10 protein-coding genes are annotated in these 16,441 nt (G+C 65.7%); 4 read left to right on the forward strand and 6 right to left on the reverse strand.

From position 1 onward, the window contains the following. Positions 1–27: 27 nt before the first annotated feature. The 3 genes from GQ674_RS21765 (at position 28) to GQ674_RS09045 (ending at position 3,471) form a co-directional block, all read left to right on the forward strand. Positions 28–993, forward strand: a complete 966-nt coding sequence (locus tag GQ674_RS21765) for a glycoside hydrolase family 43 protein (RefSeq protein ID WP_328803883.1) — start codon at positions 28–30, stop codon at positions 991–993. Then, positions 983–1,837: an aldose epimerase gene (locus tag GQ674_RS09040; RefSeq protein ID WP_159496782.1), complete on the forward strand. Its 855-nt coding sequence runs from the start codon at positions 983–985 to the stop codon at positions 1,835–1,837. Before GQ674_RS21765 ends, GQ674_RS09040 begins: the two co-directional genes overlap by 11 nt. Before the next feature lie 242 nt (positions 1,838–2,079). Further along, on the forward strand, positions 2,080–3,471 hold the full coding sequence (locus tag GQ674_RS09045) for an aldehyde dehydrogenase family protein (protein WP_159496783.1): 1,392 nt from the start codon (positions 2,080–2,082) through the stop codon (positions 3,469–3,471). Between the two features lie 198 nt (positions 3,472–3,669). Here GQ674_RS09045 and GQ674_RS09050 read toward each other — a convergent pair whose 3' ends face one another. The 4 genes from GQ674_RS09050 to GQ674_RS09065 form a co-directional block, all read right to left on the reverse strand. Further along, entirely contained in the window at positions 3,670–3,930 is a 261-nt protein-coding gene (locus GQ674_RS09050; protein ID WP_159496784.1) for a hypothetical protein, read from the reverse strand. Next, positions 3,927–12,638 (reverse strand): glycoside hydrolase family 94 protein, encoded by an 8,712-nt coding sequence (locus GQ674_RS09055; protein WP_159496785.1) that lies wholly within the window; start codon positions 12,636–12,638, stop codon positions 3,927–3,929. Before GQ674_RS09055 ends, GQ674_RS09050 begins: the two co-directional genes overlap by 4 nt. 105 nt (positions 12,639–12,743) lie before the next feature. Next, positions 12,744–13,526, reverse strand: coding sequence for an SDR family oxidoreductase (locus tag GQ674_RS09060; protein WP_159496786.1), 783 nt, complete (start codon positions 13,524–13,526; stop codon positions 12,744–12,746). Then, positions 13,523–13,852 carry a nuclear transport factor 2 family protein gene (locus tag GQ674_RS09065; RefSeq protein ID WP_159496787.1) on the reverse strand — a complete coding sequence of 110 codons (330 nt, stop codon included), beginning with the start codon at positions 13,850–13,852 and terminating at the stop codon, positions 13,523–13,525. The genes GQ674_RS09060 and GQ674_RS09065 overlap by 4 nt, the downstream gene beginning before the upstream one ends. A 99-nt stretch (positions 13,853–13,951) precedes the next feature. Here GQ674_RS09065 and GQ674_RS09070 point away from each other — a divergent pair, with 99 nt between their 5' ends. After that, positions 13,952–14,866: a LysR family transcriptional regulator gene (locus GQ674_RS09070; protein ID WP_159496788.1), complete on the forward strand. Its 915-nt coding sequence runs from the start codon at positions 13,952–13,954 to the stop codon at positions 14,864–14,866. Positions 14,867–15,252: 386 nt separating this feature from the next. On the opposite strand, the gene GQ674_RS09075 is transcribed toward GQ674_RS09070, so the two are convergent. Both GQ674_RS09075 and GQ674_RS09080 read right to left on the reverse strand, forming a co-directional pair. Beyond that, positions 15,253–15,447, reverse strand: coding sequence for a hypothetical protein (locus GQ674_RS09075; RefSeq protein WP_159496789.1), 195 nt, complete (start codon positions 15,445–15,447; stop codon positions 15,253–15,255). A gap of 248 nt (positions 15,448–15,695) precedes the next feature. Beyond that, a complete protein-coding gene (locus GQ674_RS09080) occupies positions 15,696–16,391 on the reverse strand; it encodes a VIT family protein (protein ID WP_201290268.1) in 696 nt (231 codons plus the stop codon). Between the last annotated feature and the right edge of the window lie 50 nt (positions 16,392–16,441).

The following is a 16,441-nucleotide window of genomic DNA, read 5'->3' on the forward strand; positions in this document are numbered from 1 at the left end:
ACCGGGCATCACCTCACGGCACACGCGATCTCCCCGCCGCTGGTGACCCACATCTACACGGCCGATCCGTCGGCCCATGTGTTCGAGGGGCGCCTGTACATCTACCCGTCGCACGACATCGACAGCGGCGCACCCTTCGACGATGAGGGCGGTCACTTCGGCATGGAGGACTACCACGTACTGCGGATGGACACGCCCGACGGCGAGACCACCGACTGCGGCGTGGCGCTGCATGTCCGCGACGTGCCGTGGGCCGCACAGCAGATGTGGGCGCCCGACGCGGCCAGCCGGGACGGACGCTATTACCTCTATTTTCCGGCCAAGGACAGGCAGGGTATGTTCCGCATCGGCGTAGCCGCGTCACATCGCCCGGAGGGTCCGTTCACCCCCGAACCCGCGCCCATGGAGGGGACGTACTCGATCGATCCTGCCGTGTACGAGGACGACGACGGCACGCACTACCTCTATTTCGGCGGCATCTGGGGTGGTCAGCTGCAGAAGTATCGGGACAACCGTTACGACGCAGCGCACGAAGAGCCGACCGGAGACGCGCCTGCACTCGGCCCGCGGGTTGGCCGGCTGGATGCCAGCATGACCCGCCTTGCCGAACCCACGCGCGAGATCATCATCCTGGACGAGCACGGGCAGCCGTTGCGCGCCGACGACCACGCGCGCCGGTTCTTCGAGGGACCGTGGCTGCACAAATACCAGGGGCGCTATTACCTGTCGTACTCCACGGGTGACACCCATCTGCTCTGCTATGCCATCGGCGACAGCCCGTACGGACCGTTCACCTATGGCGGCGTGATCCTCACGCCCGTGGTGGGTTGGACCACGCACCACTCCATCTGCGCCTTCGAAGGGCAGTGGTACCTGTTCTACCATGACGCCGTGTTGTCCGGCGGGGTGACCCACCTGCGCTCGGTCAAGTGCACACCGCTGCACATGAACGCGGACGGCAGCATCCGGACGATTGATCCCTATGGCGCTTGAAACGGCCTCACCCAGGGACGATGCGCAGGCGCCGCTGCCTGCCGGCCGCCTTTACTGGTTGCGTGCAGGCAAGCTGGAGGTCGCGCTCGCCCCGGAAGCCGGTGGGCGCATTGCCCATCTGCGCTACGACGGCGTGGAGTGGCTGGTGGGCGAACACGAGGGTAGTGCGGCTGCCATCGGCTGGGGGTGCTACCCGATGGTGCCATGGGCGGGACGCATTCGGCAGGGACGCTTTGTCTTTGACGGCAGGGCAATGGAGTTGCCTGCGAACTTTGGGGCGCACGCTATCCACGGGGTCGGTTTTACGCGGCCCTGGCACATCGAGAGCATCGGCGCGGAGGCGGTGACGTTGTCGCTGGCGCTGCCCAAGGACGCTTACTGGCCCTTCGGCGGCAGTGCGACGCAGAGCATCCACGTACGGCCGGATCGCCTGGACCTGCACCTCTCCGTCCAGGCTGGCGACCACGCAATGCCCGCCGTGCTCGGCTTTCATCCCTGGTTCCGCAAGCCGGATCAGGTGCTGTTCTCGCCCAGTGCGATGTATCCACGGGACGGGGAGGGCATTGCCATGTTGCCTTGCGTCAGCCCCGCGCCCGGACCTTGGGATGACTGTTTCATCAATCAAGCCGAGGTGTCGCTGGTGTCTGGCACCCAGCGCCTGCGGCTGTGGGCGGATACGGATCACTGGGTGCTGTATGACGGTGCTGGACACGCGACGTGCGTGGAGCCTCAGACCGGTCCGCCGGATGGGTTTACCCTGGCGCCGCGGCGGCTGGTGCCAGGCCAGAAGATGGAGGTGACATTCACGCTGAGGTGGGAGAAGGATGGGACTGCGCAGCGATAGCACCGCGATGAAGTGGGTATCACCGGCACCCGTCGCAGCAGCGTCGCGTCCACCCTATAGGTAAGCGCATATGCGCCGCTGGACCCGGCGACACGCTCGATGCGTATGCCATCGAAATCAAGCGGCAGGAATGCGATTCAGTGAACCCGCAGTGATGCACGTCGTCCAGGAATTCACGGCCTGGAAACTGCACGACGGCGACTCTTTACCGACCCCCGTTTTGAAGTGAAGAGTCCTTTCCCATGCCCAACAGCCATCTCACCACGGTAAATCCGCTGACCGAAGAAGTGGTCGCCACCTATTCCTACATGTCTGACGCCGAAGCCGCTGCCGTCGTCAAGGCGAGCCATGAAGCCTTTACGCAATGGCGTCTCCGCAGTCTCGATGAGCGAGCAAAGGTGATTGCCGGCATTGCCAAGGCACTTCGCGAGCGGAAGGAGGAGTTCGCACAGCTGATGACCGACGAGGTCGGCAAGCTCATTGAAGACAGCCGCACTGAAATCGAGCTGTGTGCCAGCATCTGTGACTACACCGCCAAGCAGGGCCCTGTCGTTCTGGCTGATGAGGAGCGGGATGTGGAGGGCGCCACGGGCGTCGTCACCCACGCGCCGATCGGTGTGGTGTACGGCATCCAGCCCTGGAACTTCCCGGCCTACCAGGCGATCCGCTACTCCATCGCCAGCCTGATGGCCGGCAATGGCGTGCTGCTCAAACACGCCGAGAGCTGCACCGGCAGTGGGTTGCTGCTGCGTGACATCTACGAAAGTGCCGGGCTGCCCAAAGGGCTGTTTGGCGTACTGTTGATCAGCCACGACCAGTCCAATGCCATCGTGGAAAACGATCTGGTGCGCGCGGTGACACTGACCGGGAGCGAAGCGGCAGGGCGTACCGTGGCCGCGAAGGCGGGGGCAGCCCTCAAGAAGACGGTGCTTGAGCTGGGCTCCAACGATGCTTATCTGGTGCTGGACGATGCCGACCTGGATCTGGCCGTGGCGACCTGCGTCAAAGGCCGCCTGTTCAACAACGGGCAGACCTGCGTCAACGCCAAGCGCTTTATCGTGACAAAGAAGAACTACGAGGCCTTCGTCAGCGCCTATGCCAAGGCGTTCGTGGCGATCCGGATGGGCGACCCGAACGCCGACGACACCCAGCTCGGCCCCATGGTCTCCAAGGCGCAGCGTGACAAGCTGCACGAACAAGTGACCAAGAGCGTGGAGCAGGGCGCACGCCTGGTGGTTGGCGGTGAGGTGCCAGACCGCACCGGCTGGTTCTACCCCGCCACGGTGCTGGCGGATGTGGCACCGGGCCAGGTGGCCTACGAGGATGAGCTGTTCGGTCCTGCGGCGGCCATCATCCGCGCCGAGGACGATGAAGATGCGCTGCGCATCGCCAACGACAGCCGCTACGGCTTGGGTGGGGGCATCTTCAGCCGAGACGTCCAGCGCGCCCGGGAACTGGCGAGCACGTACTTCGACACCGGCATGGTGTTCATCAACACCTTCGACGTGGCGTCCCCCGCGCTTCCCTTCGGGGGTGTGAAGGCCTCCGGCTATGGGCGTGAGCACGGTCCCGAGGGGCTGAAGGAGTTTGTCAACGTCAAGTCCATCAAGATTCCCGCTGTCGTATCGGGTTGATCCGCGCCCGGCGGTTGGCGAGGCCACGTTGCGCACGCGCCTGGCCACGGATGGCCGGCGCAGACGACGCGAGGCCGTCGCCCAGCGCCAACCCCGCACACTGCTGGTCGGGACGGTTCCCAGCGACACCGGCTGAACCGGCTGCACACGCACGTGAAGTACAGCTTCTGATCTTGAGCCGGCACGGGCACTCCGCTATCACGCTCCCGGCGTCCCCGGCGGCGGGGTGTCGCCGCGTTCGAACCAGGACGGGAGTTCCAGCGCATGGCGTTCGAGCATGGCCTGGATGCACGCACACGCATGGTCCCTTTCCGCGTTCGCGCATTGGTCGAGAATCTCGCCAGCCAGCTGTTCAAACTGTGTCCAGAATTGCGCTGGGTGGCGCACGCGCGCCACCCAGTGGTCCAGCTTGTCGGCCAGCGCATCAAGTTGCACCTGTATCTCGGGACGAACGTTCATCCCGGCGGTGCACCCAGATCAAGCGCGACACGGTAGTAATGACCGTCGTCGCGGAGCAGGACGGTGAGGTCCGGCTGCAGGACGTCATCCACATGCAGGGTCGGCTGACCCTGCGCAGTGCGGGTCACCACGAACTCGTACAGGCTGCGCCCGAAGCGGTAGCTGAGCTCGAACGACGGCCAGTGATCGGGCAGGCAAGGTTCAAGCGACAGTCGATCACCGTCGCGACGGATGCCGAGCAGCGATTCCACCAGCAGGCGATACATCCACCCGGCCGACCCGGTGTACCAGGTCCAGCCGCCTCGCCCGACGTGCGGGGACACGGCGTAGACATCGGCAGCCAACACATAGGGTTCGACGCGGTAGGTCTGGACCGCCTCGGCGTCCAGCGTGTGGTTCAGGGGGTTGATCATGCCGGCCAGCTCCCAGGCACGCACCGCATCGCCCTGTTGGGCGAATGCCATCGCCGCCCACACCGCCGCGTGGGTGTACTGGCCGCCATTCTCGCGCACGCCCGGTACATAACCCCGAATGTAGCCGGGGTCCTCCGTGGTCTGGTCGAAGGGCGGGTCGAGGAGCTGGATCAGCTTGGCGTCCTTTCGCACCAGATGCGTGTACAGCGAATCCAGGGCTTGGCTGGCACGCTCAGGCGCGGCCACGCCTGACAGCACCGACCAGCTCTGGGAGATCGAATCGATGCGGCATTCCAGGTTCTGTGACGAGCCCAACATGGCTCCGTTGTCGAACCAGGCACGGCGATACCACGCGCCGTCCCAGGCATGCTGTTCCAGGTTCTGACGCAGGCGTTCGGCCTGTTCTTCGCACCATTGCGCACGGGCGGCATCGCCACGCGCGTTGGCCAGCCCGATGAAGCGGCGAAGCGTGTCATGCAGGAAGAAACCGAGCCACACACTTTCACCGCGCTGCTGGTCGCCGACGCGGTTCATGCCATCGTTCCAATCGCCGCTGCCCATCAACGGAAGCCCACGTTCGCCGAGCAACCGGCACCCGCGCTCCAGCGCGACGACGCAGTGCGCATACAGTGTGCCGCGCTGCGCCGAAAGGGTGGGCATGTCGTAGTAGCCTTCCTCCTCCGGGGTCACCGCGCGACCCTCGATGTAGCCCACCACTTCGTCCAGCACGCTGGCGTCGCCGGTGACCTCCAGGTAGCGGGATGCGCCCTGGGGCAGCCACAGATAGTCGTCCGAGCAGCGGGTGCGCACGCCGCGACCCTGCGGCGGGTGCCACCAGTGCATCACATCGCCTTCGGTGAACTGGTGTGCCGCGCAGAGCAGCAGGTGTTCGCGGGTCAGGTCCGGGCGCGCGTGTACGAGGGCGAGCGCGTCCTGCAGCTGGTCGCGGAAGCCGAACGCGCCGCCGGACTGATAGTAGCCACTGCGTGCCAGGTAGCGGCAGCCCAGGGTCTGATAGACCAGCCAGCCATTGGCCAGTGCATCGAACGCCGGGTCCGGTGTGCGGACCTGCACCGTGGCCAGCACATTGCGCCAGTGGATGCGCACGGCATCCAGCGCATCGATGGCTTCCTGATTGCCCTGGCGGCTTCGTGCCAACGCCAGCGTTTCCTCGCGGTCGCGCCCCGCGCCAAGGCGGAACGTGGTTTCACTGCGGTCGCCAGGCGCCAGCTCCAGCGGCACCTGGATCGCCGCGCAGGGATCAAGGCCCGCGCCGGCCCGGGCATCCAGACGCTCGCGACGCAACGCTGCAGGTGCGTGCAATCCGCCGTTGCGGCCGATGAACTCCAGGCGGTCACAGGTCCAGCCGCAGCCCTCGGCATCGGTGTCGAAGAAGGCCATCCGGCCGCCGAACTCGGTGCTGTAGCTGTTGCGCGCCAGCAGCGCCCCGGTCTGCGGGTCGCGTTCGGTCACCACGTGCATGCGTGACTTCGGGCGCAGGTCACCCATGACCCACTCCACGTAGCCGATGGCCGACAGGCGCCGTGGCCGCCCCGACAGGTTGTGCAAGCGCAGGACCGAGAACTTCAGCGGCGCGGTGACATCGACGAAGACCCACAACTCGCTGGCGATACCGTCTTCGACGTGCTCGTAGACCGTGTAGCCGAAGCCATGGCGGGTACGGTACGCACCAGTGCCCCGGCATGGCAACGGCATCGGCGACCAGACACGGCCGGTGTCCTCATCGCGCACGTAGAAGGCCTCGCCGCCGGTGTCGGACACCGGGTCATTTAGCCAGGGCGTCAAGCGGAATTCGTGTGCGTTCTCAAACCAGGTATAGCCCGGCGCACTCTCGCTGACGACCGTGCCGAGACGGGCGTTCGCGATCACGTTGGCCCACGGTGCCGGCGTCGGGGCACCTTCGCGCACCACCACCACGTACTCGCGGCCATCCTCGCTGAAACTGCCGGTGCCGTTGTCGAATCGGCCAGCGCCGCGGTACGGAAGGAACGGCCACGGGTCGTCCACCTCCTCGTCGTGCTCGACACCCGGGGGCAGCCCGGGTTCGGGTCCCGGGTCGGCGACGACGGGCAGCCCGGGCGTCGCGTCCATCGCCAGTGCCAGCTCCTGCTGCTCCGCCTGCGGCACCAGCGCCGGTATCCGTCGCACGGGCAGCGGCTGGCGCCCCACCTGCGCGGCCAGCGTGCCGTCCTCATCGCTGAGCACCACCCGTGCCACCGCCTGCAGCAGAACGCGGTCCTCGTGGCTCATGTTCTGCACCGGCCGCACGAAAATGCCGCCGGGGCGATCGAGCAGGCCCGTCTCCGAACTGGCGGCTACCATGCCCAGGATCTGGTCCTGCAGTTCCTGCCGGTAACCGGCCTTGCTGTCGTTCCAGATCACCAGGTCGGTGTTGAGTCCCTTCTGGCGCCAATACGCGTGCGCCTGCACCAGCTGCCTGACCAGTTCCACGTTCTCCGCGTCGGTGACCTTGAGCAGCACGATGGGCAGGTCGCCCGAGATGGCATGGCCCCACAGCCCGGATTGTCCGCGCTGGTTCTGCTGCAGGACGGCGTCGCCCGCGCGCAGGAGCGGATTGGCATACAGCACGTGGCTGGCCAGGCGCTCGTACAGAGAGGCCTCGGCCTGGCTGGCGTTGATCTGACGGCGCACCACCTGGCTGTGTGTCCAGGACAGGTCGAAGACACGGTCCGCCAGGCGGCGGTCACGGTATTTGTCGACCATCGCCTCGCAGCCGGTGCGGTCGGCGCCGATGCCATACACCATGTCCAGCTGCACGGTCTGCTCGGGCTCCAGCACCACGCGGACGCGGATCGCCACGATCGGGTCGAGCACCGAGCCGTCCGTGCCGGAGAGGTCGATATCGGTGGTCAACGCCTGCGGCGTCCGCGGCGTGTTGCCACGGCCCAGGAAGCGCGCACGGTCGGTTTCGTAGGAGATCGACACCACCTCGGCGTCATGCACCGCGACCAGATGGAACATCCACGGTGGCACTTCGTCGTGCGAACGGGGCCGGCGCGTGCAGAGCACGGCCTGCTTGGCGGCCAGGATCTCGCTCTGCACGAAGAGGTTGCTGAAGGCCGGATGCGCGTCGTCGGACGCTGCGGGGGCCAGCACCACTTCGGCATAGGTGGTGATTTCCACCGTGCGCTGGCGACGGCCGCGGTTGGTCAGGCGCAGGCGCCTGAGCTCGATGTCATCCTCGGCGGAAATGGCGACCTGCAGATGGCTCTCGCAGCCGCGGCGGGCACCACGGAACTCTGCCTTGGCGTCGGAGAAGATCGCCTCGTAATGCTCCAGCGCCACGCAGGTGGGCTGGTAGGCGGCAGACCAGAACTCGCCGCTGTCCACGTCGCGCAGGTAGCAGAACGTGCCCCAGGCATCGGTGGTGCCGTCTTCGCGCCAGCGGGTGAGCGACAGGTCGCCGTGGCGGCTGTAGCCGCCGCCGGCATGGGTCAGCATGCCGTGGTAGCGACCGTTGGAGAGCAGCTGCACTTCCGGGCGCGGGCCGGCCGGGTCGCGCAGGACGCGCAGGGAGGTCTCGTGCTCGGTCATGGCCGAGTGCTCGCCCAGGGCTTCGACCTCATGCGGATGGAATACGCCGATGCGCGGGATGCGTTCCTGCAGCAGCAACAAGGTCGCCTGGAACTCGGTATCGGCAACGAAACGGCGCTGCATCGGCTGGTCGCGCAACAGGTAATCCAGCGACAGCAGGCCCATGCCCTGGTGGTGGGCCATGAATGAACGCAGCAGGACGTGATCGTGCCCCGGCGGTAGCCGGGCAGGGGTGTAGTCGATCGCTTCGTACATGCCAAAGCGCCCGGAGAACCCCAGGCCTTCGAGTGCCTGGAGGTTCTGGCACGCCGCCTCCGGTGCCACCATCAGCGCCATCATGCTGGCATAGGGCGCGATCACCCGGTCCTGGCCCAGGCCGCGCTTGAGGCCCAACCCGGGCACGCCGAAGGCACGGTACTGGTAGTTCAGGCGGGCATCGACGGCGTTGTAGCCGGACTCGGAGACGCCCCACGGCAGATTCAAGCTACGGCCGTAGACGATCTGCGCCTCGACCGCATGCCGCGCGGTCTGGTCGAGCAGTGTGTCCGGGTAGCTGGGCATCACCAGCTGCGGCATGAGGTACTCGAACATCGAGCCACTCCATGACAACAGCGTCGGCGTGCCGTTGACCTCGGTGAGCATCCGGCCAAGTGCGAACCAGCTCTCCTGTGACAACTGGCCCTGGGCGATGGCGACGAAGGCGCACAGCCGTGCTTCGGAGGCCAGCAGGTCGTAGAAGCTATTGTCGAGGCGATGATCGTCGACGTTGTAGCCGATCGAGAGCAGGTTGCGGGTACGGTAGAACAGGAACCCGTATTCCATCAGCGAGAACTGCCCGGCGCGGTGCGCCAGCGCCTGCAGCTGCTCGATGCGCACGCGCGCGTCCGCACCGGCGGAACCGGGCAGCGCGGCCAGCTGGCGCAGGCTGGGCACCGGCGCCTCCACGTCCGCGCCGGCATCGGCAGGGAGGTCGGCGAGCGTCGCGTGGGCGGCATGGCATTCGGCAGCGAACAGGGCCGGCCAGTGCAGCGCACCTTCTTCGGGCGACTCCGGTGCCGGCCACTGCGCCAGCACGGCGTCGGCCAGAGCGGCCAGCTCCTGCAACCGGGCAAGCAGCTGTGCGGTCCCACGGGGGCGGTCGGTACGCGTTGATGCCAGGCGCTGGCGAAGATGGTTGAGCGCCTCGCCCAGTAGTGCGTCAGCGGGGCGATGGCGCTGCCGTTCCTCTTCCAGCACGCCGAGCGTATCGGCCAGGCCATCGAAGGTGTGTGGCGCCAGCACCGGCGCGTCCACCAGCGCGAGCAGGCCTTGGCGCAGCGTCAGCAGGTGGCCGGCCAGGTTGCCGCTGTCCACGGTGGAGACGTAGCGCGGCTGAAGCGGCGCCAGGGTTTCGGTGTCGTACCAGTTCAGGAAGTGGCCGCGATGGCGCGGGAGCTGGTCCAGCGTATCGAAGGTGAGGGCAGTACGTTCCGCGACCGCGCCCAGCTGGAGCCAGCCGAAATCCCACGCGGACAGATTGGCCAGCAGGGACAGGCCGATGTTGGTCGGCGAGGTGCGCCGCGCCACCACCAGCGTCGGGTGCTCCTGGATGTTGTCCGGCGGCAGCCAATGATCCTGCTCGCGCACCCACGCCTGGAAGAACGACCAGGTGCGCCGCGCCAGCCGGCCCAGGAACGCCCGCTGGGTCACGGACAGTTCGGCCACGCTCGCGGCCGGCGGCCGGCCCAGCCACGCCATCAACGCGGGCGCGAAGGTCCACGCCAGCAGCAGGGGCAGGGCGACCGGCAGGGCGTGCGGAGCCACACTGGCCACGACCGCTGCCAGCGCAACCGCCAGCACCGACGCCGGCGCCATCACCCGCCATTCCGCACCGCGGTCGCTGCCAAGGCGGCGCTCGACTTCGCTGGAGGGGTTCCATTGCAGCAGGTGGCGGCGGGTGACGGTCATGCGCCAGAGCGTACGCAGCACCGCGCCAGCGGCCAGCAACGCTTCGTAGGGCAGGCACGCGACCTGGGTGGCGGCACGCAGCAACGACTGCAGCGTGCCGCGCCCAACCATGATGTAGTGCGCTTCCAGCGGGGTGTCGTCCGGAACGCTCAGCGCATCGCGCAGCATGCCGATCAGCGGCGGCGCGAACCACAACGCCAGCACCCACGCCGTCCACGCGACCGGGCGTTCGGCATACAGCCAGCCCGCCACGAGCAAGGCCAAGGCAGCAATCGGCACCACGCTCCGGCGCAGGTTGTCCAGCAACTTGCCGCGCGACAGCAGGCTGAGCCGGTTGCGTTCCCACCCTGATCCCGGGCGCGGCGTCCACGGCATCAACCACGGCAACAGCTGCCAGTCGCCGCGGATCCACCGCGCACGGCGCTTGGCATCGGCGGCATAGCGTTCGGGATAGTCCTCGTACAGGCGCACGTCGCTGACCAGGCCAGCGCGTGCATAGCAGCCTTCCAGCAGGTCGTGGCTGAGGATGCGGTTCTCAGGCAGGCGACCCTCCAGCGCATGCTCGAACGCTTCGACGTCATAGATGCCCTTGCCCACGAACGAGCCTTCGTCGAACAGGTCCTGGTAGACATCCGAGACCATGCGCGAGTACGGATCGATGCCGGGCTCGCTGCCGAACATCCGGGCAAACCGCGAGGTGCGGCGCGTGCCCAGGCTGGTGCCGACGCTGGGTTGCAGGATGCCGTAGCCCTCCACCACGCGTTGCAGCGCCGGATCAAAGCGCGGGCGGTTGAGCGGGTGCGCCAGGGTGGCGACGAAGGCGCGTGCGGCATCCCGCGGGAGCTGCGTGTCCGAATCCAGGGTGATGACGTAGCGGACGCCGACCAAGGCCGCCGTGTCACCGACGGTGCGCATGAACGCGTCCGCATCGCCTTGGCGGAGCAGGGCATTGAGCGCTGCCAGCTTGCCGCGCTTGCGCTCGTGCCCCATCCACACCCCTTCGCCCGGGTTCCATTGCCTGGGGCGATGCAGCAGATAGAAGCGATCGCCGCGCTCGGCCGCGTAGCGGCTGTTCAGTGCCTCGATCCGTTCAACGGCGTGCGCGAGCAGGGTGTCGTCCGTCGGCGTCTCGACGGCCGGGGCGTCCAGGAAGTCCGTCAGCAGCACGAAGCGCAGCTGAGGATCGCGATTGGCCAGGAAGCGGACCTCCAGCGCTTCGGTCAGCACATCGATGCCGTCGATGCTGGACAGCATCGAGGGGACCGCGACCACGGTGGAGCAAGCCACAGGGATGCCTTCGCTGAAATCGAGCTTGGGCAACGGCCTGGGGGTGACCAGTACCGTCGCGGTCCAGTTCACCAGAACGATGCCCAGCTCGCTGAACACCAGCAGCCCGAACAGCGCGGCCAGCCACACGGGCACCGCGCCACTGCCCGAGGCCAGCAGGCCAGCGGTGGCCACCACGGCCAGCAGCGCGATCGGCAGCAGGTAGAGGGCAAGTGGCACGCGATGCGCCCGTAGCCGGGCCTTGCGGTGGCGCGGTGCTGCCTCGGCCACCGCGTCCACGGTGGCGTCCACGCCTTCGCCGACGAGCCAATAGCCCACGTGCGTGCGTGGCCCATCGACCGGTGTGGCCGCCCGTGCCAGATCAAGCGCAATGGTCGCAACGCGCTCTTCGGCGACGCGGCTACCGCGGGCGATCTTTTCCACGACATGGCGATAGGCGTCGCGGGTCCCGAAATCCATCTGCGGATAGACGCCCATGGGGTCCTCCTGCAGCCGCTGCTCGACCACGCTCATATCTTCGACAAAGGTGCGCCAATCCATGGTGGAGAGGAACCGCAGGCTGCCGATGCTGTTGCCGATTGAGACCTGATCCGCCGCTTGTTGCTGCCCCTCGGCGGCAACCAGCTCGTCGATGCGCTGCCCAGCCGCGGCAGCCCACTGTTCCAGCCAGGAGACGGGCATGGCCCAGGCGCCGCCGCGCCCTTGCAGCGAGCGGGTCAGCTCGGCGATGAACGCGCCGGTCAAGGGCGGCTCAGAGCGTGCCATGTCGGCCACCACCAGGACCACGTCGGTAGGGGTGTCGGAGGCGGCGCGATTGAGGTTGTCCGCCCATTGGGCCGCCAGGCCGCGGTCCGTCCCGTCACGCATCACCCGTGCCGCCATGCGCCGCAGATTCTCCAGCAGCGCCAGACGCAGCATGATGGGAACGGCCCACAGTTCGCCCAGGCTCAGTGGCGCAAGCGACTGGTACGAAGCGATGAAGCGGCTCAAGGTGTCTGCATCGATGCGGCCATCGCCGTGCGCGATGGCCTGCATCGACAGTTCATACACGCGCGGCAACCCGGCCGAGGGGCCGGCGACAAGCGACGGCAGCTGCCGACTGTAGCCACGCGGCAGGTGGCGGCGCGCGGTCTGGATCTGCTCCTGGATCAGGTAATAGTTGTCGAGCAGCCATTCCCCGGCCGGCGTCACCGGCCGCTGTTCGCGCACTACGTTGCTGAGCAGCGTGTTGGCGTCTTCCAGGACACGTTCGTTGGCCTGCAGGCGATCGAGCAGGCGCTCTGCGCCAGGACGCATCCGCACGCGATGCTGGCGCGCAAGCGCGCGGCCGTACACCTCCATCTGTTCAACGCTGTACAGCGCGGCCCGCAGTGGAACCTCGGCGGCTTCGATGGCCGGGACCGAGGCCTGGCGCTCACGCCAGCGCCAACGGACAAGACGACGCAGACGGAGCCAACGACCAAAGAGACGGCGAAAGTGGGGCATAGGTTACCGAGGGGGCAGGTCGCGTGCTTGCATAGTTGCATTCGGGGTGCCGTGGTAACTGTGAAGGCCGCGAGCGCGAGCGGCCCGGATGGTCGGGGCGCAACCTCAGGCGGTCGGTACCGTGCCGCCATCGATCGTGTACTCGGCCCCGGAGATGGACGCCGCCCGCGGCGAGACCAGGAACGCAATGAGATCGGCTACCTCGGCGGGCTTGGCCGGGCGCCCCAGCGGGATGCCGCCCAGCCCCTGCATGACCTGCTGTTTGGCGCGCTCATAATCTGTGCCTGCATTGGACGCAATCCGCTCGACGAATGCGATCGCAGCGTCTGTCTCGATCCAGCCCGGCGACACGCGGACCACGCGCACCCCCTTGGGGGTCACTTCCTTGGAGAGGGCCTTGCTGTAGGTGGACAACGCCGCCTTCGCTGCGGCATAGGCAATCGTGGCGTCATGCAGCGGCAGTAGCCGCTGGATCGACGTCACATGCAAAATCACTCCTGAGCCCTGGGCGATCATGGCGGGCAAGCAGGTGCGATCCATCCGCACCGCCGACATCAAGTTCAGATCGAGCGCTTTGGTCCACTCCATATCGTCCAGCCGAGCGAAGCCACCCGCCGGCGCCGACGACCCGCCCACCACGTTGATCAGAATGTCGAGGGTGCCGAGATGGCGTGTGGCTGCCTCCCACGTCTGGCGCACGCCTTCGGCGGTAGCGAGATCCGCCGCTACATAATGCACACCATCGACAGGGTGCTTCGGCGCCGACAGCGCAGCCGTCACGACACGTGCCCCCAGCCTCGACAACAGATCGACGACCGCAGCGCCCAGGCCACGGGCACCGCCTGTCACCAGCACCCGCTTGCCTGTCAATTGAAGATCGAAGGTCATGGGGCAATCTCCAGCGAGGCGATCTTGCGGCGTTCCAGAATGAAGATGTAGCGCAGGTCAACCGGGCTGCCCTGGAAGTTGCCTGACACTTCGGCGATCACGATATAGCTGCGATCCAGCCTCTCTACCGCTCGGGGGCGGGCGACGTAGGTGTATTTTGCCGAGGAAGCGTCTTTCCATGCTTCGATCGCCGCTGTACCTGAATGGGTATTTCTTTCATCCAGCACACGCCCGTTGGGCGTGAAGCATCGGGCAACCGCCCGGCCGTCGTGCTGGTCGGCGACAAAATAGGCCTTGATCGGTTCGGGAAGATCGAGTCTTTGCATGTCAGTTCTCCGTTGTGGTGGACGGGGCCAGAGTGACTCGTTCCTTGTGGTAAGAGAATCACCTACTATCTGAGCAGGCTATGTAGAAACGAGTGCACAATGCGCGGCTCTGAATTTGCAGAACTGAAGGCGTTCGTCGCCATCGTGGACAGGTCAAGCTTCGCCCAGGCGGCCGATCACCTGGGGCTCTCCCGGTCCGCGCTCAGTCAGACCATTCGCCAGCTGGAAGCGCGACTGGGCGTGCGCCTGTTGAACCGGACCACGCGCAGTGTTTCTCCCACCGAGCCGGGCAGGCGGCTGCACGAACGCATGGCGCCGATGCTGCGGGAAATGGACGCGGCCGTAGCGGAGGCGGTGGACACACGGACCCGTACCTCGGGAACGCTGCGCATCAACACGCTCAGCATGGCTGCCAAGCGTCTGATCGCGCCACGGCTTGGACGTTTCGCACGTGCCCATCCCGATGTGGTGCTGGACATCGTGATCGATGACGGCCTGAGCGACATCGCGGGCGAAGGGTTCGATGCCGGCATCCGCGTGGGCAATCGCGTGCAGAAGGATATGGTTGCGGTCCGAATGACGCCCGATGTCGAACTGCTTGCCGTCGCATCGCCGGACTATCTTGCCCGCCACGGTGAACCCAGGACGCCTGAGGAGCTGAGCCGACACGCCTGCATCCTTTGGCGCTTCCCCGGCAGCGGCAGGATTGCGGGCTGGGAATTCAGTAAAGCGGGGAAAACCGTCGAGTTCCTCGGCGAAGGAAACGTGATCTCCAACCACCAGGACATCATCGTGCCCGCAGCGTTGCAGGGACTTGGAATCCTGTATGCCTATAACGACGATGACATCGCCGAGGCACTGCGCGATGGCCGCCTGCGGCGCGTACTGGCGGACTGGTCGCCCAAGGTCCCTGGCCTTTACCTGTACTACTCGAGCCGCCGGCATATGCTGCCGGCGTTGCGGGCTTTCATCGACTGTATGCTGGATCGGGACTTGGGCGGTGAAGCAGATTGATCGGCGCTAAGTGGGCGATCAACGACCAGTTGGGAGGCTGACCTTCTCAATTAACCCGCTCTTCGTCCGAGTGCGGGCACGGGATAGGGCGGGCGATTACGGATCGTTATCAGGGGTAGGGCAAAGGTCTACTTCGGGCCGGCAGCGAACATCCGGTAGGGCAGGCGATCAGGGATCGCTATCGGGGGAGGAATGGCAGCTGCTAAGCCGTGTTGGTCTTAGCGACCTCTCGTCGGTACCTGGCGGGGCTACCAATTCGCTGGTGATGGGCAATTGGCGGCCCAAGCAGTGTGAAGACTACGGTCACCTTGGTTGGCCCATTGTGAATAAGTCATCTTTCTCAGTGCGTGCTCATGCATGATCCATCGTCAGGTCCATCGTCTTCACTAAGCGTTCTTGTGGTCGAGGACGACGCAGTCTTCGGCGAGATTCTTGAGGCTCTCTTTCTTGATCATGGATACCAAGTGCACTGGGCTAGAACTGTGAGCCAGGCTGTCCAGATGAGCAATGAGCAGACCTTTTCGGCTGCACTGCTGGACGTTCATGTCGGCAACGAGCTTGTCTTTGAGCTTGCTGACCATCTGAGAGATCAATCAGTCCCGTATGTGTTCATGTCGGGGCCGTTCATAGACTTGCTCCCTCAGTCTCACGCAGGGGTTTCGTTGGTGCGTAAGCCTCTTAGATTGAAAGATCTCTTGTCAGCAGTGGATCGGCTCACGGTCAGACCACACCACCTGACTAAATGAGCTGACGTTGTCTACCGGGCAATCTGGGCCCACTGGATGCAAGCGCTTGGATTTCGTCGAAGTGCGCAGAGTCGCCACAGCATTCAGCTTGTGGCGAGTGATTCGAACCATGTGCCAATCGCATACGTGCTTCCCATCGCCATTGCGCCCCAGATCACCACGCGTAAGGTCCCGCGCAATTGTGATGCGCCTCCGAGCTTGGCTGCGAGAGCTCCCAGGATGCCCAGGATGACGAGAGTCATAAGCACTATCGCCGCTGCCAAGCCGCTGTGGTTCAGAAGTGCGACCATGAGGACAGGTGGGAGCGCTCCGAGCACGAATGAAGCTGCAGAGGCGACCGCGGCCTCTAAAGGCCGGGCCTTGGTAAGCTCATGTATGCCAAGCTCGTCTCGAAGGTGAGCAGATAGGGGATCATGCGCAGTGAGCTCACGAGCCACCTCCGCGGCCAGTTGGCGGCTCAGTCCTCGCTTTTCGTAAATGGTAGTCAGTTCAAGCAGCTCTGCATCCGGCTGTTTGGCAAGCTCACCACGCTCTTTTTCTGTATCGGCTTTCTCCGCATCGGCTTGCGAGCTGACTGAGACATACTCGCCAGCAGCCATTGAAAGGGCGCCGGCAAGAAGTCCAGATAGTCCAGTGATGAGAACGGTGTGCGTCGCTGCCCCAGCACCGACCATTGCCACGATCAGGCTGCTGGTAGAAAGAAGCCCGTCATTCGCACCCAAAACGCCAGCGCGCAAGCACCCGCCACGCTGGCTTCGGTGAAATTCTCTGTGAATCATCACTTGTCCGATTATGAGTGGCGAGAGGTCGAAGCATCGCTGTTTCGGGT

It is taken from the genome of Stenotrophomonas sp. 364 (assembly GCF_009832905.1).
GTDB lineage: Bacteria > Pseudomonadota > Gammaproteobacteria > Xanthomonadales > Xanthomonadaceae > Stenotrophomonas > Stenotrophomonas maltophilia_AP.

Excerpts from the sequence above, each read along its gene's own strand:
- GQ674_RS09075 (WP_159496789.1), bottom strand. The coding sequence starts at position 15,447 with ATGGTCAGCAAGCTCAAAGACAAGCTCGTTGCCGACATGAACGTCCAG.
- GQ674_RS09070 (WP_159496788.1), top strand. The coding sequence starts at position 13,952 with ATGCGCGGCTCTGAATTTGCAGAACTGAAGGCGTTCGTCGCCATCGTG.
- GQ674_RS09040 (WP_159496782.1), top strand. The coding sequence starts at position 983 with ATGGCGCTTGAAACGGCCTCACCCAGGGACGATGCGCAGGCGCCGCTG.
- GQ674_RS09060 (WP_159496786.1), bottom strand. The coding sequence starts at position 13,526 with ATGACCTTCGATCTTCAATTGACAGGCAAGCGGGTGCTGGTGACAGGC.
- GQ674_RS09080 (WP_201290268.1), bottom strand. The coding sequence starts at position 16,391 with ATGATTCACAGAGAATTTCACCGAAGCCAGCGTGGCGGGTGCTTGCGC.
- GQ674_RS09045 (WP_159496783.1), top strand. The coding sequence starts at position 2,080 with ATGCCCAACAGCCATCTCACCACGGTAAATCCGCTGACCGAAGAAGTG.
- GQ674_RS09055 (WP_159496785.1), bottom strand. The coding sequence starts at position 12,638 with ATGCCCCACTTTCGCCGTCTCTTTGGTCGTTGGCTCCGTCTGCGTCGT.
- GQ674_RS09065 (WP_159496787.1), bottom strand. The coding sequence starts at position 13,852 with ATGCAAAGACTCGATCTTCCCGAACCGATCAAGGCCTATTTTGTCGCC.
- GQ674_RS09050 (WP_159496784.1), bottom strand. The coding sequence starts at position 3,930 with ATGAACGTTCGTCCCGAGATACAGGTGCAACTTGATGCGCTGGCCGAC.